The sequence below is a fragment of the Bacillus sp. C1 genome, from assembly GCF_054570475.1.
The window spans coordinates 49,517-70,113 of the sequence record NZ_JBTMZT010000004.1 but is presented as its reverse complement, the minus strand read 5'-3'; the positions used below and the strand labels follow the sequence as shown (position 1 = coordinate 70,113).

Sequence of the window (20,597 nt, the reverse complement as noted above, 5' to 3'; positions counted from 1 at the left end):
CTTTTTTATCATGTGAATGTATAGATTACGCAGTAGGAAGAGAATTATGGATCATTTGGAGTACGTTACTCACGATGTCCTCCGCTGCATATATACCCATTTCAGTTGTTCTTACAATATGAGGTGATAAATTTCTTTGCTTTGTTTCAAGTTCACCGTGAAGAGGTGCAATTGCGTAATTTGATTTTTCTAGCATGCATAAATCAAGTAATGAATCTCCAGCTGTAATGACTGTTTTTGCTTGGATTTTTTCTTGTACATACTGGACAGCATCCCATTTGTTCACAGGCTTTGGCACAAAATATAATTTTCTACCTTGCAGTGAATGAGTCCATCCTTGTGTGTCTAGCCAATCTGTGAAGGTGGTTAGTTCGTCATACGGAATGTTTTCTCGATTAATGATGCAATAATGAAATAAGTTATCTGCTGTTTTTTGTGAAAGAACCCATTCCTTATGGGAGATATTTTGAAATTCTGTTAAAATGTCTTCTTTCTCCATACATGCTGCTAAGCGTTTCGTTTGTATGCTTCTCCAAGTGCTATCTTGCTTACCGTTGTGAAGAATAGTACCGCCGTTACTCGTAATCGCATATTCTGGTATGATCTCGTTTTGAAATAGTGTAATACGTTGAAACTGTTCAATCGTTCGTGTTGTAACTGGGATGAATTGTGATTGTCGTTGTAATTGTTTTAATAAAAAAATGGTTTTGTGTGTGATAAAAGAAATTTCTTTCCCATCTAATGTCTCAATAAGCTGAATCTGTTCGTCTTCTATATGAGCGCGAAACGCTTTACGTGAATAAATGAGTGTTTGATCAAGATCACTTGCAAAAATCATGAAGTTGTCCTCCCAAGCGGTTTAATGAGTCCGCAGCACGAGTACGCCATATTTTTATAGAGTTCTACTGGTACATTTTTTTCTTTTGCAAGAAGTAAAATGTGTCTTAAATCTGGATTGTTTTCGCTTTGGATTAAAATTTTCCATGGTACTCGTCTAAGTAAAACACGTGTGGTCTCCCCGACACCTGGTTTAATAAAATGTATATTTTCTATTCCAAAATGATTTTGAATAGAGATAACATCTTGCATACCTTGCCAAGATGGTTCCGCATAGGTAGTAATAATGTGCTCTAGTTCTGTTGTGACGTCGGCATTAATAGTAGGGAATAACGCTGTAATTTCTTCAATGAAGAAATTAGATACATCTTCTGTTTCTAATTCTTTATAATATTTGGCGCCGTGGAAATCGTTCGGACCAATATAAGTTTCATTTAAAACTGTGCGGCTCATTAATCCTGATACGGTTGCGTTTAAACAAGCGCTTGGAATGAGAAAATCTTCTCGTGTTCCGTATATAGAAGTACAATGGCCTGAATCAGCGAGCACTGCCATGCAGTCTGAAACATATTCATGATTCTTTTCGTTAAATGTATGCACAGATTGGCGTAGTTCTTTTTTTATCGCACCTTTGCCAGTCCAGCCATCAATGAACTGAATCGTTTGGTTTGGATGCTGCTGTAAAATATAGTGCAGTGCGTTTTCATCGATGCCGCGGCCTCGAATAATAGAAATACTATAATGCGGCAAGTCGAGATGATATTGATAGCGAATGTATCGTTTTATTAAAATGCCAATTGGTGTACCGGCTCTCGCTAGTGAGACGAGAACAAGCTTCTTTCCTTTCGTCTTTATAATTTGCTCAGCTACTACACCGACTGCAATAGCTAATTTCCGCTTGTATTGCTCGAGTGAAGCGAAAAATAAATCTAGATAAGGCTTAGATGGTTTATATTCAATCGGAAGCATTTCAGCGTAATGTATGCCCGATTGAATTGCTTGTTCCCTTTCCTCTGTTGCACGTTCTTCTATGGCATTACTAATATCCTTTAATAGAAAAATAGCATCCTCTTTCGCATAACTACCGATAAGATGAGGGGTTTTGGCCCTGGTCATACTTCGTCACTCTCGCTTTCTACTAAGCTCTTAAATGAAACGATATGAATGAGCGGAATAACTGCTTGTAATTGTTTGAGAAGGGGACGTAAAGCAACCTCATCTAAATCACGCTCTATAAAAAGAAAGACTTCGTCGTAGTCACCAGGATGGACGTTATAAAAATAATTTGTAACGGCTTTATCTTCAGGATTTTCATAGGAAAAGCGATTATGAATCGCGTATTGCGTATGAGAACTATAAGGATGAATCGGACTTCGCGTTGTTGATTGATAGGAAATATTTTCTCCCATTTCAGCAGCGATTCGCATTGGAATGTACATAAATTCACCAGTTCCTAAGCAGAGTGTACATTTGCCTTTTCTGGCTTTTTTTAATTTGCTGCCAACATTTCTAGCAAAAGAGTCGATATGATTTTGATCATCGGATGAAATACCAAAGCGACCTGTATAGTTGATGTAGTTGGCCTTATGTTGCCCGGATGTATAAGGAAGAGTAGGACATGAAATCATATGTCTTTCTATCGCGGGCTCTATTGATTTGTAAGCTGGTTTATTATGTGAATCGGAAGTAACAACAGGACTACCGATTACGTGAATGGAACCGCTTAATAAAGAAATCACATGAATCGTAATATAAAGTTCTTGTTCGAGCTCTGTAAATTGTTTTCGATGCGCATCTGAGCGCCAATCTAATAAAGAGACAACAATGTATTCTTTTCTTGGAAATTTTTCTTGGATGGACTTAATTATATTAAGCACGGTTTTTCCCGTTGTCATTTCGTCATCCACAAGGACGATAGGTTGTTCATTTTGGAAATAGCTTTTGTCCACATAGCAACGATGCGATGTCGCATGAGAATGTTCCTCTTCGAATGTAATGATAGGATCGATTTGTGAGACCATCTCCCTTGTTGTATGAACATATTTTGCATTTTGGAAACATTGAAACATTGAGTGACCTAATGCGGTAGCTGTTTCTGCAAACCCGATAAATAAGACTTCTTTTGCTAGCGGAAATTGATAATGAAGGATGCTCTCTAGCTCATTATGGGTACTGTCTTTAGAAGAAATTAGGCTAAGAATTTCTTTTTGATATGGATGATTTGTATGATGTAGCACTTCCATATATCTTGCAGCAAGAGCAAATCCACTAGCTAAAGCAGTTTCAGATTGAACAGGAAGATGTTTTCCTAAAATGGTGCTTACAAATAAAAAACTGCGTTTCTTATTCATTCTAGCGGCCATTTGAAAGAGTCGATCTGGCGATAATAAATATGGATTATGTAACACATCTATATGAACTGTTATTTTATTTAATATGTGGTATGTGTACGTTTTGCTTTGATTTTTCGGTAAGGAGATCGATGAAAGTTTGTTGTTCATGCAGCACCCCGTAAATGTTAGATTTTAAAAGTGTTTTACGAGCCCAATTATAATGTGGCTTCACTTCATTCATTTTGTTAGAAAAGCTGCTTTTCATTACGCCGTTATATGTCTTCGCAACTTCGAAAATCGTTTTTGCATCTAAATAATCCTCTAATGTTACAACATGCATAGCTTGTACGAGTTTAATGTGGGAAGGGTGGATGACCGTTTTTCCAACCAATCCATTTGCTTGATCAAGCAAGACTTCATGAAGTAACCCATCCTCGTACCGATGAAGCATATCTTCACGCATTGTAAGCCCAGCGTTGCCTAATGATTCACGAAATGGTGTTTGCCGGAGCTGTGGTTTCAGTACGCGTTGATTGTTTCCGAAGTACTCCCACACTGGCCCAGATATAACATATTCATCTGCCTTTCTAGCAAAAATATTGATAATATCAGAAATACAATCGCGAATAATAGAAATGTCATAAATCGTCGTATCCTTGTTACGGCGAATGCCAAATAGACCTGAAAAATCAGTCGCACCAATTCGGATATTTAAAATAAAATCACGATAAGAATCTAAGATTTTTTTAATTGCTAGTAGCGTATCAATCCGCGTTTCTTTATAAATAATTTCCGGAGACTCTAAAATAGGCATCCCATAAAGTGAAAGCGAATATGTTTCGTTTATATCCGATAGTTCATGAATGTAAGACAGTCCGTTTGCCGGAGTGAACTTAGGAAAAACAAAACCGCTTATATACTGAATGGCACTCCCAAGTTCATGAATGAGTGAACGCATTTGTTTTGGTTCACGAATCCGGATAAAGAGAAGTGGTATATCTGATGGAAGAGATTTATTTATATCAACCATATGAGCCAATAGTTGTATTTGTATGACGACGTTTTGCTCGGCAAGTTTCACGTCTTCATCACTAATGGAATCTTCTAAACAAAGTACAATCGATGCTGTACCTTCGTGCCTTTTTCTAACGATGTCATCTGCAATGGTTCTCTTTGTTCCAGGTGTATATAGAGTAGCACCTAATGCATAAGCTAATTGGTCTTTTTGTATGTTTTTTGAAAACTCAATAGGCTGCTGATAGAAAAGTTTTTGCTTTTCTTCAACAGAGAGGTAAGAAAAATACTTCAAATTGTCACCACCTTATTTAGAGCCTGCGACCCAGTTCATGTTCCATTTGTAATGTCGATCCATTTCTAGGTGCCCTCTAAAATATTTCACCAGCCTTTGTACTTTGAATGTTTCATTATTTACATTTTCGAGCATTGCAATTGCACATGTGTTGAAACCGTTGCGGTACTCGTTCATTTTTACAATAATATCTGGGCCGTTTTCCTGTTTTAATGTGACAATACCATCAACCTGTGACCAGTTAGCTACGCCTTCATAAATATAAGAGAAAATTAATATCCTTTTTATTTCATGAACCATATCCCCGTTAATACGTAAATTCTCCCCTTTATTCGAAGCGCCAGTACGATCGTCTTGATCTAAATGAATGTAAGGCTCACTATAAAATGAACCAAATACATTTCCGAGCGGCTGTACAACGCCTTTCCATCCATCTTTAAATTCAAACAAACAACCTAGATCTAAATCTACTTGAGGTGAGAAGTTTGACGATAAAGATGAGAAAAATCCTTTTTGTTTTGGGGTACTTTGTTTACTCCAGTTTAAATTCACTGTAATTTCTCCAAGAGGCTTGTCCGTTTTTTGCAGGTTAATCGTATCTCCAGGTTTTTTTAGTTCAATTTTAGAAAGGTTACTCCTTTTTGAAATTGAAGAAGGTACAGGAGTCGCCTTTGCAAAAAAATCAAGTGGTATATGGGATAAACCAAATTGTTTGGCCAGTTCGATAAGCCCGCCTTGCAAACCACGACCGATAGCACCAAATTTCCATTCTTCTTTGTAACGATAGACTTCACAGACGATTAGTGCCGTTTCGGATGCGAAATGTTCTTCAAGATTATAGCAGAACATTTCTTCATCGTTTGCTGAGTTTAGAATGCGGACGTAAGAGTGAGCTATTTGTCCAAATGTTTGTAGACGAGTTTGTGCCTCATGAATCGTAATAGTAAAAATAATGCGTTCAATATGAGATGGGAGTTTAGAAAGGGCGATAAGAAGCTCCTCGTCATCGCCAGATCCTGCTCCTGTAAGATTGTCTGATGAAAGTGTAATCGCACCTTGTAAAGCAGACTGTTGTTTATAAAAGATAATATGGTCTGTTGTTGTCAAACGTCCGTTTGCATCTAATAAAAAAGCAGCAGCATCTAAATCGAATGTATGTGCATTTGATTTTGTAGGAAGGTCCCAGCCAAGACCTATTTTTATATGAGTTAATGTAGGGTTTGTTTTTGTTAAATCTACCTTTTGTCCTTTACATAACTGTAGGGGCATTTCGATTTCACCTCATTTAGAATAATTAATTCAATCGTAACACGCTAACAAAAAATTTCCAATTTACTATTCGTAAAATTTACAAACTTTTCAAAAATAGAAGGTGAATTTCAAGGTTTTTGTAGAACTTTGTTAGTGAGTAGTTTTTAGAAAGGAAGAGGACAGATGGATATACACAAACTAACAGAGGAAGAAGCAAAAGAAATCAATACATGGCAATATGAGAGGCCGTATTCATTATATAGCTTTTCAGGAAGTGAGGAGGTAATAGAAGAACTATTAGATGGTACATATTATGGCTGTTGTAATGAACACGGAAAACTAATTGGCTACTTTTGTTTTGGGGAAAATGCACAAGTGCCAGGGGGAAGGGAGGCAAAATTATACGTAGGAGAAGATACTATAGACATTGGGCTTGGCATGAAACCGGATTTAACAGGGAAGGGGCTTGGTCGCACTTTTTTTCGGGTAGGAATGCAATTTATGGAAGAGAAATTGCAACCAAAGAAGATTCGTTTAAGTGTGGCAGGGTTTAATCGACGTGCAATTGCGTTATACGAGAAGATAGGTTTTACAGCAGAAGCAACTTTTTTTAGCCGAGGAAGAGAGTTTATTTTAATGATATATTCCTGTAGTGAAAAGAAGGATTGAAGTATTACATAAGAGAAAATCAGGTTAAGGTACAGCATATGAAATAAAAAAAGGCCGATTTTTCATCGGCTTCTTATATTTCATATGGATAGTCTCAAGGAGAATCTATTATTTTTCTACGATCTAATTTTTCTAGGACCGATCATTAATTTGATTGCTGTACTTTTCTCATTGTTGATTACAATATCTGAAAATGCTGGGATGATAACTAAGTCCATACCGCTAGGAGCTACGAAGCCTCTTGCAATCGCAACGGCTTTTATTGCTTGGTTCAAAGCACCGGCCCCAATGACTTGAATTTCTGTATTACCTTTTTCCCTTAATACACCGGCAATTGCACCAGCAACTGAATTGGGATTCGATTTTGATGATACTTTTAATATATTATCCATATACACTGCTCCCTTTGTCATTTAGTGTGTTTTTTTTGAATAATAAAAGGAATGTAAGTAACATATCTTTCATACATATTCAGATTCCAATCAAGCAGAACTGTTAAACTTAATCATTCGCTATTTTTTAGGTTATTCCTGTTTGTGAGGATAAATAAAAGATGAGAGTTGTATGAAGCAATTGTCACTGGCTATATAAAAAGAGGTTTATATTGAAAAAAACGGACCTAGTATATGGGTCCGTTTTTTGGTATCTAGCTCCATCCTCCTCACATTCTAAGCAAGCCGCTTGCGCTTTTAAAGATATCTAGCTCCAGCGGCTAGAATGTTCGGTGGCTTCGCTTCTTCCGTCGAGGCAAAAAGCGCCTCTATGTCAGAAGCTCCATCCTCCTCATATTCTGAACGAGCCGCTGCTGTTTTTATCTTTTTTAATCAGCATGCTCCGCACGATGCGCCAAACGACTGGAAGCAGCAGCGGCGATACCTCCAACGATATCGTCAAGGAATGTATGAACTTTTCCAGATGATTTATCGTTTAAGTGTTCTAAAATCCCTGGTTTTAATTTGTCGATATATCCAAAGTTTGTAAACCCGATGGAGCCGTACACGTTGACGATAGAAAGGGCGATAACCTCATCAATTCCGTATAACCCTTCATCACGTTTAACGATATCTTGTAACGGTTCACTTAACAATCCCTTTTCAGCAAGGACATCTAGTTCGATTCCTGTAATAAGGGCGTTTTGTACTTCACGTTTTGATAGTACACGTTCTACATTATAACGGCATTCGGCCATCTCTAAATTAGGATGGTATTTCTTTTGAAGGAAATGAACAAGCTCAGCGATATCATCAATTGTTACACCACGCTCTTGTAGTAGTTGTAATGCTCTTTCTTGTAGTTGATTTGATTCTTTCATGTTTATCACCTTTTTTTCTTTTTATTATTTGTATACGTTTTACTGCTTTATCATATGCATAGGAATGAAAGGCGGGCACAGGCTCATATATATATAGAAAAAACATAGGTGGCGACGATGATGATCCAGCACATTTATGAGCATTATCATATGCATGTCCAAGAATTAATCCCCCTTGGCCCCTATAAAAGTTTTTGGGTTCGCAATAAAATTTATGTACTTCTTCCGATTGGAAATATGGAGGAAGAGGTACTTGTTGAAATGAAAAAATTAAGCGATTATATGAACCAGCAAGGGGATATGACTGTTGCGACTTTCGTTCCGACAGTGCACGGTTACTATGTAAGTGAGATGGGAGAAAAAAATTACTGTTTATTAAAAGGTATGCGTTTGCTTGATCGAAATGCTCTTTCGTTAGGTAGTGAGCTTTCTTTATTTCACAAACGAGGTGCCTTTTTTCCAGAAGCAATTGAACAATTAAGTCGCATTGGTGAATGGAAGGCATTATGGGAAAAAAGACTTGATCAATTAGAGCGATTTTGGCAATCCCAACTTATAAATCATCCGTCAGATGTATTTGATCAACTATTTATTGAGTCTTTCCCATATTATTTAGGCATTGCTGAAAATGCAATTCAATATGTTGTGGATACAGAAATAGATGATATACCTCAGCTTGCCGATGCAGCAACAATCTGTCAAGAACGCTTTAGCCCTTTATTATGGCAGCAAACTAATAAATTAAAAATCCCTATCGATTGGGTATTTGATCATCCAAGTAGAGACTTGGCGGAATGGATCCGGTATGTATCGGTAGAAAAAAAGAAAGATTGGGAACAAACCATTTTTCAGTTTGTAACAGATTATGAGAAAAATTACGTGCTCTCTTCTTTCGGATGGCGTCTGCTATTTGCGCGTCTCCTCTTTCCACTTCACTACTTTGAAACGGTAGAACGATATTACTTGACGAGCGATGAAGAGCAAAAAAGCATGTACCGAGACCACTTAGAAGACATTTTAAACGATGTGAACCGTTCAGAGCAATTTATGAAGCATTTTTACGGATTTCTTCGTCGGCCTGCTGATAAGCTTGGAATTCGAAAATTAGATTGGTTGTCTTAAATGAATTTTACAAAAAAGAGACCGATATTGGTCTCTTTTTTGTAAAGGATCTAGTGTCAGCGGCTAGAACAGTCGGCCATTTCGCCCCTTCCTGTGAGGTAAAGAGCACCTCTTCAGGGTCTTCAATGTCCTCCTGTTCTAAACGAGCCGCTTCTGCTTTTAATTTAAAATACTTGTTCTACTTCGATAACGCCTGGTACTTCTTCAAGTAGGGCGCGTTCGATACCAGCTTTTAATGTGATTGTAGAACTTGGGCAGCTACCGCATGCACCCATAAGGCGTAGTTTTACGATACCTTCTTCAATATCTACTAATTCAACGTCACCGCCATCACGAAGTAAGAACGGACGTAATTTATCTAATACTTCTAGTACTTGTTCTTGCATATTTGGGTTTTCCATTTTTATCGACTCCTTTCATCCATTTTATTATAATCAAGATACAGCGGAAAATCTATTTTTTCTGTTCTTGTTTTATTGTCGAAATATTGTATCATGTTTTACAATGTGTTTTTTCAGTATAGTGGACAAGAATTGAGCTTGTAAAGAGATGTGCTTATAAAATGAGTCATTTACGTGTACTGTTAGAACAGAGAAGTGGGGGAGAAATAATGGTAAATGTTCAAGTATATGGGGCAAAAGTAATTTGTGCGAGCTGCGTTGGGATGCCATCGTCGACTGAAACATTCGAATGGCTACAAGCTGCAATCGGTCGCAAATATGAAGGGAAAGATAATGAATTTAAGTTTGAATATATTGATATTCAAGAAGAACAAGCAGATGCTGAGAAAAAGGCTTTTGCAGAGCGTGTCATTGAAGAGGATTTATTTTATCCAGTTGTTCTTGTGAACGGAGAAATTGTCGGAGAAGGGAATCCTCGTTTGAAGGATGTATATGAAGAAATCGAGAAATATTTATAATACAAAAGCCTTTGCGGTTGCAAAGGTTTTTCTTACATATTTATATGGAAAAAATAGTTAGTGAGAGGGATGGATATGGAAAGTGTAGTGAAACAGGGGTTACCAGAGGAAGTAAAGGGTCTTATGGACCAATATGTGATGGGATTACAGAGTATCTTTTTTAAGGAAGAGTTAATTGGGATATATGTATATGGTTCGATCGCTTTAGGAGCATTTCATTTAGATACAAGTGATGTTGATTTTATTACAGTAACGAGAGAGCCGATCAGTGAAACGAAGAAGCTACAAATAACCGAGTTACATAAAAAACTGAGTAAAAGCATGTTAGGAAGACGAATGGACGGTATGTATATTCCCCTTGCTGATTTAGGAAAGGCTAATGAAGAAATGTCGCAGTATGTCTATTGTGCAGAGGGAAAATCCCATACAGGACATTGGGATGTGAATGCGGTAACGTGGTGGACGTTAAAAAATCAAGGGATTACTGTAATTGGAGAGGAAGCAAATGAGCTTCCGTTTCAGACACCATGGAGTGATGTAGTAGAAACGATGCAGTATAATGTAAAGCAGTACTGGAGTGAAAAAGCATCACGACCATATTTGTTTTTAATTGAAGAATGGGTAGAATCAGCTGTTGTAACGATGGGGCGTATTTTGTATACGTTAGAGCATAAAACAATTGTTTCAAAAGATGAGGGATTACAATATATGATAAAATTGTCAGCTGAAGAATGGATGCCTTTGCTACAAGAGGTAGAGCGGATACGTCATAATAAGGGAGCGAAACGAACGATTTCCATTTGGAAGCGGGCAAATATGACGAAGAAGTATTTGCTTAGTGGGATAGAGGAATGCCGGAGGAAGTGGGAAGCGTAGTATAAGCAAAATGTAGATAATACCAACCTAAAAGTAAGGCCTCTATAGTCATCACTATAGAGGCCTTTTTGTACACTACTTAGCTACTTTTATTATGCGGTAGAGGTATCTTCGTCTTTCCGCACTTCAAAAAATTCATTTTTGCACAGGTATTTAAAAATTCTTTGTGTAACTTGTTCTTCTTGATCTAATAAGAAGCGGTGATCAAACGCATAGAATGATTGTCCTTGAATTAATTTGACGTAGTACATCATACATACCTCCATTATAAAACGATCCAAATTAAAAGAGTCACCACTTATAATGACCATAAATTGGAATTTGATACTTAGAATATTCATTTGGGATGTGAACTGGGAGGATGCAAAAACATTTGTAACTAATAGAGAGAGTTAATATAAAACGAGTTCACAATAGGATGCGAACTCGTTTTATATTAACTATTTTTCCAACGATCTAATTTATGAATATTTCGTGTGAAAAATTTAGACAAAAATCTAGGGAAACCAAATGAAACCATTTTATTTTCCACAAGCTGTTTCATCTCATCTACTGTGATATGTGGATGAGTGAATTCTCCATTTTCATAGCAATGACTGCAATACGTTGTACTTTTGTCGCCATTTTTTTCTGTGCCGCCACCTTTTTCATCTTTTGAAAATGGCATGCCGCAGCTTTGACAATTCTTATGTTTTTTCATGAAAGTCGCCTCTAATTTATATAGTCTCAATGATTATAGTATGTTTTTTTTAGAGACACAATGCCTTTAAGGTTCCAGATTTTTCAACTGACACCGCGTGTTAAAGAAGGTTTTATACCCAAGTTGTAAAAAGATAATGACAGAAAAAGCTGTACTTCCGGAAATACCAAGTATAATGGCAATTTGATATTGAATGGCGGTAAACGGTGAAACACCTGATAAGATTTGTCCTGTCATCATTCCTGGGAGACTAATGATGCCCATTCCGACCATGGAATTAATCGTTGGTAAAATGGCAGAGTCGAAAGCATCCCTTATAAGCGGAGCAGTTGCTTGTTTTGGCGTTGCTCCAAGCATAAGCGCACCTTCAATGTGTTCGCGTCTTGATTTCATGTTGTTTAAGAATGTATTTGCACCAAGGGATATACCAGTCATAGCATTTCCGATCAGCATTCCGGCGATCGGAACAATATACTGAGGGGCATACCAAGGATCGTGTCCGATAATGACAAAGATAAATAACAAAAGCGGCCCAATCGATCCCGCAATCATGGAGAGAGCGGCCACGCGTTTTAATTCTTTTGACATAGGTATATTTATGCGTTTATAAATGTTAAAAATAGCAAATGTCGTAATAGAAGTGATGATAGCGATTGTATAAAATGGACTGCTATTTTCAAATATGTATGTAAGTACGTATGCAACAAGTACAAGCTGAATAGTCATACGAAGTGTAGCAATGGCAATTTGTTTTTCACGTGGTATGCCTTTTAATTTTACAAGTCCGATTAAAATGATAATGAAAATATATGCCGCAGCAAGTTGCCAAATTTGTAGTTCAATAACGCCCTTCAAGTGCGTACACTTCCTTTCTAATAGCGCCTTTCGTTTTACTAATTTCAATAATGTCATCAGCGATTTCTGCTGGAAGCTGTTGTGAATGGGTGATGAAAATAACAGTTTTCTTTTTTTGTTTCGCGGTGGCAATGAAATTTTTCATGACACGTCTTTCTGTCTCAGCATCTAGTGCAGAAGTTGGCTCATCCAATAAATAAACAGATGGGTCCATAAGGAAAACACGAGCTAAGGAGAGCCTTTGTTTTTCACCACCGGATAATGAAGAAGCAACACTTGTTAAATCTTTTTCCAAACTTACAAGTGCTAAAACTTCTTGTAATGATTCATCAGTTGGGAATGGTTTTTCTGAAAAGCGAAGTCCAATTAACAGATTATCTTTTACCGTTCCATCAAATATGGGAGGCATTTGCCCGAGCATAACGACTTCACGACGTAACGGAATAGGTGGATAAGACGAAATAGGTACCCCGTTATAGTTGATTTCGCCAGAAGTTGGTGATTGTAGATCGTTGAGCATGCGAAGCAGTGTACTTTTACCGCTTCCGCTTTCACCGATAATACAGGTGACTTTTTCTCTGTGAATTTCGAGGTAAGGAATATGTAAGATATCTTTAAATGTTACGTTTTTTAATAGAAACATAATTTTCCCCTTTCTGATTTGATATAAGTCGTGGCTATTAAAATAAAAGTAAACTTTCCCTTGCTCACTTTATTTTAATATGGTGTGGGATAAAATGTAAAAAACAAGAGCGCATCGCTCTTGTTTTTTAACCATTATGATATTTATACATCCAAAGAAGACCGGATTTTAAAAGCCGAGGAACTCGTCCCATTAACGGCTGATTTGCTAACAGTCCGAACCCGTGTTTTTTGCCAAGCGAACCGAGAACACCTTTTAATTTAATAACAGGTAGTTCATCAGGAAGTGGTTCATTGTTCCAACGTTTTAATAATATTTGGACAATTTGTTCACCTTGACCTTCAGCAAGTTGTGCAGATGGTGCGTGTGGAAGGGCTGCACAATCTCCTACAACATAAACGTGTTCGTTGTTTGGAATATTATGATATTTTGTTAATACAACCCGCCCGCTACTATCTTGTTCGACTGGAAGGTTCCGAACAACTTCGTTCGCTTGAATGCCTGCTGTCCATACAATGGCATCACATTCAAGTGGTTCATCGTGGTTGTATACAATGTTCGGTTCTACTTTCGTAATATTAGAGTTTCTTATAATGGTAACATTATGTTTTACAAACCAATCTTCTACGTATCTACTTAATTTTTCTGGGAACGGGAATAAAATACGATCCTTTCGGTCAAATAAATAGATTTTTAAATCCGAACGGCTTTCTCGTAGCTCACTTGCAACTTCAACGCCGCTTAAACCAGCACCGACAACAGCGACAGTTGCATTTGGTTCTAAACTGTTTAATTGTTCATATGTTTTACGAGTTTGTTCAATTGATTGAAGGCTATGTGTATATTCTTTCGCACCCGGAACGTTATGATATTTGTCTTCGCAACCAAGACCGATAATTAAGTCGTCATATTCGACAACTTCGCCTCCATCGAGATGAACGGCTTTGTTTTCAAGGTCAACATTCGTTACAGTACCGTATTGAATGTTGAGGCGTGGGTGTTCTGGAAACGGAATGCGAATATGCGTCTCTGAAATGGTGCCTGCTACTAATGCGTAATATTCTGTTTTAAAACAGTGGTATGGTACTTTGTCGATTAATGTCACTTGGACATCATCTGGAAGTTGATTGTTTGGAAGAAGCCGTTGTAGAATTCTCATTCCGCCATAGCCCCCGCCCAGTAATACGAGGTGTTTCATGATGGATTACCCCTTTTCTGTTGAAATATCCCCTAATCATACAATTTTATATTGAAAAAATATTTTGACTTTACTCATTCAAATTATATCGAATTTGTGAACAAATAACAATGCATGAATGTGTACTCTGTTGTACAATAGGAAGAAAAGTGGGGGGCTGTTTTAGTGAAAAACAACAGAAACCATTTCTTTTCGTTTGAAGAGAGCGTCCGCTGATGGATAGAAGAGGTCAGAGCCTAATTTTTCCCCGTGCGGTGTGAGACCAGAAGTAGGAAGTAAGTGAAGGTTCTTTTTTGTTTTCATGGTAGTGATTTGTATGGTGGAAAATACATAGAAAAATCTTTTGCTTCGAAATAAAATAGTCAAGTAGCTAAATAGTTTATTAGGTGTAATGAAACCAACAAGAAACAACAGAGTTTTCTTTATATAAATTGATTTTATATAGATACAGGGGGGATTATTTTGATTAAGCCGTTAATTGAATTTTGTGTAGGTAACCTTGCAAGCGGCTCACAAGCAGCGTTAGAAAAGTTAGAAAAAGACCCGAATCTAGATGTTATGGAGTATGGCTGTCTTGGATATTGTGGTATTTGTTTTGAAGGGCCGTTTGCGCTTGTAAATGGTGAAGTCGTACAAGGAGCAACGGTAGAGGAACTTGTGAAAAATGTATATGATTATTTAGATGAAAACCCAATGTTTTAAGGCGTTGCACATAAGCAACGTCTTTTTTTGTGGTTGCACCGGTGTAAAAATTTTTGCGGAGGAAATGCTAAGAAAGACTTTGAACGTTAGAGCTGACAGAATGAACAGTATTGGGCAGATTTGCAAATGTACTCAGCGCTGCAACTATAGGGGTGTTTGGATGAATAAAAAAAGCCCTTTCCGAGAAGGGCTTTTTTCTTACACAATTTGTGTAAGAGCGGCTTTTATATATAAGCCATCAAAATGTTGTCAAATATGAGAAACGGGGACGTTCTTATTGTGTTCCAAAAGCATGCATTTTATACTTGAAATAACAAATTTTTTTTGGAGTGAATGAGGATGAACCAATTTTCTTTTACAAAAATGCATGGTCTTGGGAATAGTTATATATATGTCAATATGTTTGAAGAGCAAATTCCGGAAGAGGAGCTATCTCTTGTAGCGGAAAAAGTGTCCAATATTAACACGGGAATTGGTGCAGATGGGATGATTTTAATTTGTCCATCAGAGGTAGCACCAGTGAAAATGCGCATGTTTAATAATGATGGATCGGAAGGGAAAAGCTGCGGGAACGGGCTACGCTGCGTAGCAAAATATGCGTATGAGCATAAGCTAGTAGAAGAGAATGTTTTTACAATAGAAACATTGGCAGGAATTGTAACGGCTGAAGTAACAGTAAATGACGGTATCGTTACATTAGCTAAAATTGATATGGGAGCACCTCGTTTAACCCGTGCAGAGTTACCAATGCTTGGTGAGGGAGAAACACCATTTATTCGTGAAAATTTCCTATACAATAATCATCGCTATGCGTTTACTGCTGTTTCGATGGGGAATCCGCACGCGGTCATTTTTGTTGATGATGTGGAAAAAGCGCCGCTGACAACATTAGGACCGGTACTTGAAACTCATGAAATGTTCCCAGAACGAGTGAATGTGGAATTTATTGAAATTGTAAATGACAATGAAATGAACTTCCGCGTTTGGGAACGTGGATCAGGTGTGACACAAGCTTGTGGAACAGGGGCGTGCGCAGCAGTTGTAGCAGCTGTGTTAAATGAAAAAATGAAGCGCGGTGAGGAAATTACAGTTCACTTAGCAGGCGGTGATTTAATGATTGCCTGGACAGAAGAAGGGAACGTTTTAATGAAAGGACCAGCCGAAGTCATTTGCCGCGGAGTGTATGAGTACAAGATAGAAGCGTAAAGATGTATAATAGAACGAGAGAAGAAAGGAAGGTGGATTTCATGATTGATGTAACAGAACAAGCAGCATTTCAAATTAAAGATATGTTAAAAGATGCTGAAGATGGAGAAAAGTACGTTCGTCTTGCTGTACATGGCGGTGGATGTAGCGGTCTTTCTTACGGCTTAGGATTTGAAAGAGAACCAAATGAAGACGACACAGTGCTTGAATTTTTCGGTGTTGAATTTGTTATTGATAAAGAAAGTGCTCCGATTGTAAAAGGAGTAAAAGTTGATTACAAGCAATCGATGCTTGGCGGTGGATTCACAATCGATAATCCGAATGCAATCGCATCATGCGGCTGTGGGTCATCGTTCCGTACAGCGACGAACGCTGGTAAGCCGGAAGAGTGCTAATCAAAACCTTCTCACAAATGAGTGAGAAGGTTTTTACTATCTTACAAAAGTGTAATGTTCATGTCATGTTTTTGAATTTCGCCTCATGTAAAAAGAGATTATGATAACAATATAATAAACGAATATATGAGGTGAAGGACATGAAAAAATATATTGCACTTTTTAGTATTTTAGTTGTATTTGCAAGCTTGTTAGCTGGTTGTGATTTAAATCGCATTGGAACAGATGAATACTATGTTCAAATTACAGCTGATGGAAAAGAAGGAATTTCACAATCCAATTCTGGTGAAAAGTATAAGCAATACGAGTATAAGTTAACTGGATTTGATAAAGAAGGAAAAGAAAAAGAATTAGAATTTACTGCTCCAAAAAATCTGCGTAAAGAAGCATTTTTACGTATATACTATTCTGAGAAGAAAGGCGTCAAGTCTTGGGAAGAAGTGAAAAAGGACGAGCTTCCTGCAAAAGTGAAAGAAAAATTAAGTGCGAAATAATGAAGAGGGAGTTGGCGTATGAGCCAGCTCCTTTATTTGTTTACAAAATCTTCTTCTGAAATGACTGTAAAGCCATGTCTTCGAAACAAAGCGGTTGTTACACCATAACCATCTTGCTTGTTTCCATTAAATTCTCCTGTATAGATGATAGAGCTTCCGCAAGATGGACTTCGTTCTTTTAAAATAATATATTCAGGTTTTAAATGTTCAACCTTTTGTAACGCTTTATAAGCTCCTTGGATAAAAGCTTCTGTTACATCATTTCCGTTTTGGTCTATAACTTTTGCATTTCGATCTAATACGTCATCACCATTCCCGCCAATTATTTCTGCTGATGGACGAGGAGTAGGTAATCCGCCTAATACTTCTGGACAGATGAGGACAGTGTCTTCTTTTTGCACAAGCTCTTCTATTCTGGAAATGAGATTGTCATTTCCGTCGTAACGACAAGCAATCCCCGCTAAACAAGCACTAATTACAATCATGTTTTCTACCTCGGTTCATCAAAAAATTTTTTAAAAAGTGCCCCTGTTTCTTCCTGACACCTATGTATATATGGGGTGATAAAAATGGGAGCTTTTTATAATTTAATGAAAACATATAGCGAATTTCAAAGTAAAGAAGAATTCAATATGTATCAGCAGCAAATCTTTACGCGTTATGGAGCTGACATAAATAAAACAGATTTTTTAGTGATTCGTTTGTTAGGAAGATATGCCGTTAATGAAAAACAAAAAACAGTTGGAGTTGCTTGTCCGTTAATGGAAACAATTGCGACCAAAATAGGAAAAAGTATTCGTACGGTTCGTCGTTCCGTTGCGAAACTGGAGGAACTCGGGATTATTGAACGAATTCCTACGAAAGAAAGACATAAGCGCGGAGGATATAGTGCGAACTTATATGTGTTTCGTAAAGGCGCTGTTGACCGCATGGATGACCGTATGAAAATGACCGCATGTAGAAAGGTGGAAAGTGTAGATGGTTGTAAGAAGGAAGAGGTGCAAGAAGAAAGGGAAACGATTCTTTTTAAAAACCTCCCTAAAGAAATACAAAAGAAAAATATAACGTATGAACTTGATGAAACATATTGTCGTCATGATGTTCCATTAACATTTATACAGGCGATTGTACCGATGTCGCGAAATCCGCAAACGATCAATGTGCTTTGGAGTAAAGTAGAACTTGCTTATAAAAAAAGTGGTCTACTCGAACAGGGCGTATTGCTGGAACAATTGATTACGGATGAAGACATGTATTCTCAGCTCATTCGTCGTACGAAAAGTGTTGTGAGAGCGTATAAGTTAGGGGAGATTCGTAAAGATGTTAACGCTCTTTTGTATAGCGCGATGCGGGATCTATTTTTAGAGATTGGATTAGAGTGGGGAGCAGCTATAAGAAGGAGCATGAAGGTAGATTTATTTAATCCATTCAAAAAAGAGTCATGCGTGTAAGTAACATGACTCTTGTCATTAATCAAATTTGCGTACGACAGGAACGCGAATTGCGACAAATAATACGAAGACAATAACGGCGATCGCGCCGCTTTTCATAATTGTTACAATCGGAATGCCAGCAGCAAGTGCGAGGGATGTAAATGCATAAGAAAGCGGGATGAAGCCCATGGATGAGAGCATGAGTAAGCTCATGACACGTCCCATCATTTCTTCTTTTACAGTTGATTGAATCATCGCCATTAATGGAACGATGGCCATCGCGATTGTAATGCCGTAAAATGCACCTGCAAGTAGCGCTTGCCAAAGTGTTGTACTAAAGTTAATGGATAAGAAGAAAACACCAGATAACAGCATCATAATAATACAAAACAAGCCGCGCCTACGATTAATGTTTTTAAGACCAACAATGACAGCACCGATTCCCATACCTGCTCCTACAGCAGCTTCTAAATAACTAAATTGAAGTGAGTCACCATGAAGAACATTTTTGACAAATAGCGGGAAACCAACTTGCATTGGGCCGATTAAAAATAGATTTAAAAAGGCGCTACAGATAAGGAAAGTAGAAAGAAAGGGTGACTCTTTTACATATAAAATTCCTTCTTTAATAGATGTAAACATTCCTTTTTCTGAACTCGGCTTTTCTTGTAATGTAAATTGAATTTTTTGAACGAGTAAAGCAGCAATAATGAGGAGCAGAATGGTAATGGTAAAGATGGTCTCATAATTACTAAACTTAATGAGAATCCCGCCCAGTACAGGTCCTAAAATTACTGATGCTTGGTTCGTCATTTGTGTAAGAGAATTCGCCTGTGTTAAACGATGTTTTTCTACAAGTTCCGGGAGAATGGAACCGTCTGCTGACCAAAAGAATGCGTCCGCTAATCCGAAAAATAAAGCAAACAAAGCAAATGTATATAATGTCACATGACCAACGATAAACCAAACGAGAATTGTTACGACGAGAAGTGCACGGATGATATTAGAATAAAACATAATATTTTTTTTCGGGAATTTATCTGCGACAGCTCCGCCAACAATCATAAAGATGAGTCGTGGGACGCTAAGTGCAACAAAGACAACGCCTAGTGAAGCTTCAAGATTTAATGTTTTTGCTATGTACCATGTTTGAGAAAATGTAAAAAAAGCTAAAGCAAAGCTTGAAGATAGAGTAGCTGCCCAGAGAAATAGGAAATTTGTATTTTTTAACAAAGGTGTCCCATTTTCTACTAAAGCAGATTTATTTTGTTGTAGTTCCTCCATATTGTGTCCTTTCTATGTACCAATTTTGAGTGGATATAAAATCTTATTAACAATCGTTTTATACAGTTTTGAGTCTTTCTATACTGCACTTTTTCATTGTAGACAAAAATCCCACATTTGCCCAGCGGATTTTTTTTTGATAAAAGATTTTCCAGTAGAAAACAGAAAAAAACCATCAGACGTTCTCTTCCCTTGGAGTGTTTGATGGTTTTTCTTGTTATGATTTTATAACTTTGATCCCTTTTACGATATTCCAAATAAAGAAGTATAAGCTAATAATCCCGCAAATGCATACAGTGATAATGGCACCGATTCCAAGTGTTACATCTGGTTGATCAGAACCAAGTCCCATAATTCCTAATACAATCATAGATATAAAAGCAGCAATGCTTGGAATGATATGTGTCCATAAAGCTCGTTTTGCATGAGCTTTCGTCTCGCTATCACCGATAATCCAAACGATGATTGGGAAAAGAAGCGGTGCAAAGAAGATACTCCAGTAAGAAAAAGCAGATAATAATTTATTTCCGTTCAAATCGGTCACCCCATAAGTTAGTGTTTGTTTTTATACTTTTAGTATGCAGGAAAAAGGAATAACCTACTATTCATTTAGCTTACAAAAACATAACAGTTTTGTAAGATTTGTTGAAATTAGACGTATGATGTCGATTATATAATAAAATGGAGTGGAATTATACAAAAAACGCAGCGAATAATTGCTACGTTTTTGCAGACGGTGGAGAAAGGAAAATGCTAAAAAATTATAAAAAGAAACATGCTGATCTGACGAATTGTGTCCGTATAAAGTGGTGAATGAAATTTTATCGACGATTTTTCAAATATATCGATCGTTTCTCGTCATATATCGGCGCAAATTGAAATATATCAGCGATTCGACAAAGGATATCGACTAACCAACAAAAAACGATAAAAACAAGAGCCACCTAGCTACTGTTTCCCAACAAACTTCAAAAACGCAGCGAATAATCGCTACGTCTTTGAGAAGTGTGTATAAAGAAATGAATGAAAGATCAATTTGCATATCTCTTGGAGTGATAG

The 20,597-nt window shown here is 37.3% G+C and carries 25 protein-coding genes; 9 read left to right on the top strand and 16 right to left on the bottom strand.

The features are described from left to right. Positions 1-25: 25 nt before the first annotated feature. The 5 genes from ACX5JI_RS14140 to ACX5JI_RS14120 are packed head-to-tail and all read right to left on the bottom strand — an operon-like array spanning position 26 to position 5,748. Positions 26-838, bottom strand: a complete 813-nt coding sequence (locus ACX5JI_RS14140; RefSeq protein WP_459501680.1) for an HAD family hydrolase — start codon at positions 836-838, stop codon at positions 26-28. After that, complete coding sequence (locus ACX5JI_RS14135; protein ID WP_459501679.1) at positions 835-1,953, bottom strand: cysteine protease StiP family protein; 1,119 nt, start codon at positions 1,951-1,953, stop codon at positions 835-837. The genes ACX5JI_RS14140 and ACX5JI_RS14135 overlap by 4 nt, the downstream gene beginning before the upstream one ends. Beyond that, positions 1,950-3,338: a phosphoribosyltransferase family protein gene (locus ACX5JI_RS14130; protein ID WP_459501678.1), complete on the bottom strand. Its 1,389-nt coding sequence runs from the start codon at positions 3,336-3,338 to the stop codon at positions 1,950-1,952. The genes ACX5JI_RS14135 and ACX5JI_RS14130 overlap by 4 nt, the downstream gene beginning before the upstream one ends. Continuing rightward, a complete protein-coding gene (locus tag ACX5JI_RS14125; protein ID WP_459501677.1) occupies positions 3,265-4,479 on the bottom strand; it encodes an HpcH/HpaI aldolase/citrate lyase family protein in 1,215 nt (404 codons plus the stop codon). Before ACX5JI_RS14125 ends, ACX5JI_RS14130 begins: the two co-directional genes overlap by 74 nt. A gap of 12 nt (positions 4,480-4,491) precedes the next feature. After that, positions 4,492-5,748: a TerD family protein gene (locus ACX5JI_RS14120; RefSeq protein WP_459501676.1), complete on the bottom strand. Its 1,257-nt coding sequence runs from the start codon at positions 5,746-5,748 to the stop codon at positions 4,492-4,494. 165 nt (positions 5,749-5,913) lie between these two features. On the opposite strand from ACX5JI_RS14120, the gene ACX5JI_RS14115 reads away from it, so the two are divergent. After that, entirely contained in the window at positions 5,914-6,399 is a 486-nt protein-coding gene (locus ACX5JI_RS14115) for a GNAT family N-acetyltransferase (protein WP_459501675.1), read from the top strand. A 116-nt stretch (positions 6,400-6,515) separates the two neighbouring features. Here ACX5JI_RS14115 and ACX5JI_RS14110 read toward each other — a convergent pair whose 3' ends face one another. Together ACX5JI_RS14110 and ACX5JI_RS14105 are read right to left on the bottom strand one after the other, a co-directional pair. Then, on the bottom strand, positions 6,516-6,791 hold the full coding sequence (locus tag ACX5JI_RS14110) for a stage V sporulation protein S (protein ID WP_459501674.1): 276 nt from the start codon (positions 6,789-6,791) through the stop codon (positions 6,516-6,518). A gap of 428 nt (positions 6,792-7,219) precedes the next feature. Next, positions 7,220-7,711 (bottom strand): phosphatidylglycerophosphatase A family protein, encoded by a 492-nt coding sequence (locus ACX5JI_RS14105; RefSeq protein WP_459501673.1) that lies wholly within the window; start codon positions 7,709-7,711, stop codon positions 7,220-7,222. A gap of 120 nt (positions 7,712-7,831) precedes the next feature. On the opposite strand from ACX5JI_RS14105, the gene yutH reads away from it, so the two are divergent. Continuing rightward, on the top strand, positions 7,832-8,833 hold the full coding sequence (gene yutH, locus ACX5JI_RS14100; RefSeq protein ID WP_459501672.1) for a spore coat putative kinase YutH: 1,002 nt from the start codon (positions 7,832-7,834) through the stop codon (positions 8,831-8,833). A gap of 164 nt (positions 8,834-8,997) precedes the next feature. Here the strand turns inward: yutH and ACX5JI_RS14095 are convergent, their stop codons facing one another. Then, a complete protein-coding gene (locus ACX5JI_RS14095; RefSeq protein ID WP_000431179.1) occupies positions 8,998-9,234 on the bottom strand; it encodes a NifU family protein in 237 nt (78 codons plus the stop codon). 209 nt (positions 9,235-9,443) lie between these two features. On the opposite strand from ACX5JI_RS14095, the gene ACX5JI_RS14090 reads away from it, so the two are divergent. Next, complete coding sequence (locus tag ACX5JI_RS14090; protein WP_459501671.1) at positions 9,444-9,752, top strand: YuzD family protein; 309 nt, start codon at positions 9,444-9,446, stop codon at positions 9,750-9,752. A gap of 75 nt (positions 9,753-9,827) precedes the next feature. Next, positions 9,828-10,628 carry a nucleotidyltransferase domain-containing protein gene (locus tag ACX5JI_RS14085; RefSeq protein ID WP_459501670.1) on the top strand — a complete coding sequence of 267 codons (801 nt, stop codon included), beginning with the start codon at positions 9,828-9,830 and terminating at the stop codon, positions 10,626-10,628. A gap of 92 nt (positions 10,629-10,720) precedes the next feature. On the opposite strand, the gene ACX5JI_RS14080 is transcribed toward ACX5JI_RS14085, so the two are convergent. The 5 genes from ACX5JI_RS14080 to ACX5JI_RS14060 form a co-directional block, all read right to left on the bottom strand. Then, entirely contained in the window at positions 10,721-10,879 is a 159-nt protein-coding gene (locus ACX5JI_RS14080; protein WP_081811128.1) for a YqbF domain-containing protein, read from the bottom strand. A 185-nt stretch (positions 10,880-11,064) separates the two neighbouring features. Next, positions 11,065-11,328, bottom strand: coding sequence for a zinc ribbon domain-containing protein (locus ACX5JI_RS14075; RefSeq protein ID WP_459501669.1), 264 nt, complete (start codon positions 11,326-11,328; stop codon positions 11,065-11,067). A 66-nt stretch (positions 11,329-11,394) separates the two neighbouring features. Continuing rightward, positions 11,395-12,183 carry an ABC transporter permease gene (locus ACX5JI_RS14070; protein WP_459502036.1) on the bottom strand — a complete coding sequence of 263 codons (789 nt, stop codon included), beginning with the start codon at positions 12,181-12,183 and terminating at the stop codon, positions 11,395-11,397. Then, complete coding sequence (locus ACX5JI_RS14065) at positions 12,167-12,826, bottom strand: ABC transporter ATP-binding protein (protein WP_459501668.1); 660 nt, start codon at positions 12,824-12,826, stop codon at positions 12,167-12,169. Before ACX5JI_RS14065 ends, ACX5JI_RS14070 begins: the two co-directional genes overlap by 17 nt. Positions 12,827-12,953: 127 nt before the next feature. Beyond that, positions 12,954-14,024, bottom strand: coding sequence for an NAD(P)/FAD-dependent oxidoreductase (locus tag ACX5JI_RS14060; protein ID WP_459501667.1), 1,071 nt, complete (start codon positions 14,022-14,024; stop codon positions 12,954-12,956). A gap of 462 nt (positions 14,025-14,486) precedes the next feature. Here ACX5JI_RS14060 and ACX5JI_RS14055 point away from each other — a divergent pair, with 462 nt between their 5' ends. From ACX5JI_RS14055 to ACX5JI_RS14040, 4 genes are all read left to right on the top strand, one after another. After that, a complete protein-coding gene (locus ACX5JI_RS14055) occupies positions 14,487-14,726 on the top strand; it encodes a YuzB family protein (RefSeq protein ID WP_017150175.1) in 240 nt (79 codons plus the stop codon). A gap of 339 nt (positions 14,727-15,065) precedes the next feature. Beyond that, positions 15,066-15,932 (top strand): diaminopimelate epimerase, encoded by an 867-nt coding sequence (dapF, locus tag ACX5JI_RS14050; protein WP_459501666.1) that lies wholly within the window; start codon positions 15,066-15,068, stop codon positions 15,930-15,932. A 41-nt stretch (positions 15,933-15,973) separates the two neighbouring features. Continuing rightward, positions 15,974-16,327 (top strand): HesB/IscA family protein, encoded by a 354-nt coding sequence (locus tag ACX5JI_RS14045; protein WP_459501665.1) that lies wholly within the window; start codon positions 15,974-15,976, stop codon positions 16,325-16,327. A 140-nt stretch (positions 16,328-16,467) separates the two neighbouring features. Beyond that, the gene (locus ACX5JI_RS14040) at positions 16,468-16,821 is read left to right on the top strand and encodes a YxeA family protein (RefSeq protein ID WP_459501664.1); all 354 of its coding nucleotides are present in this window, start codon (positions 16,468-16,470) and stop codon (positions 16,819-16,821) included. A gap of 32 nt (positions 16,822-16,853) precedes the next feature. Here ACX5JI_RS14040 and ACX5JI_RS14035 read toward each other — a convergent pair whose 3' ends face one another. Then, a complete protein-coding gene (locus ACX5JI_RS14035) occupies positions 16,854-17,306 on the bottom strand; it encodes a 2-thiouracil desulfurase family protein (protein ID WP_459501663.1) in 453 nt (150 codons plus the stop codon). 84 nt (positions 17,307-17,390) lie between these two features. Between ACX5JI_RS14035 and ACX5JI_RS14030 the strand changes: the two genes are divergently transcribed. Next, entirely contained in the window at positions 17,391-18,272 is an 882-nt protein-coding gene (locus ACX5JI_RS14030; RefSeq protein ID WP_459501662.1) for a helix-turn-helix domain-containing protein, read from the top strand. 18 nt (positions 18,273-18,290) lie between these two features. Here the strand turns inward: ACX5JI_RS14030 and ACX5JI_RS14025 are convergent, their stop codons facing one another. After that, positions 18,291-19,538 (bottom strand): MFS transporter, encoded by a 1,248-nt coding sequence (locus ACX5JI_RS14025; RefSeq protein ID WP_459501661.1) that lies wholly within the window; start codon positions 19,536-19,538, stop codon positions 18,291-18,293. A 217-nt stretch (positions 19,539-19,755) separates the two neighbouring features. Next, on the bottom strand, positions 19,756-20,073 hold the full coding sequence (locus tag ACX5JI_RS14020; protein WP_459501660.1) for a magnetosome magnetite crystal formation protein family: 318 nt from the start codon (positions 20,071-20,073) through the stop codon (positions 19,756-19,758). Between the last annotated feature and the right edge of the window lie 524 nt (positions 20,074-20,597).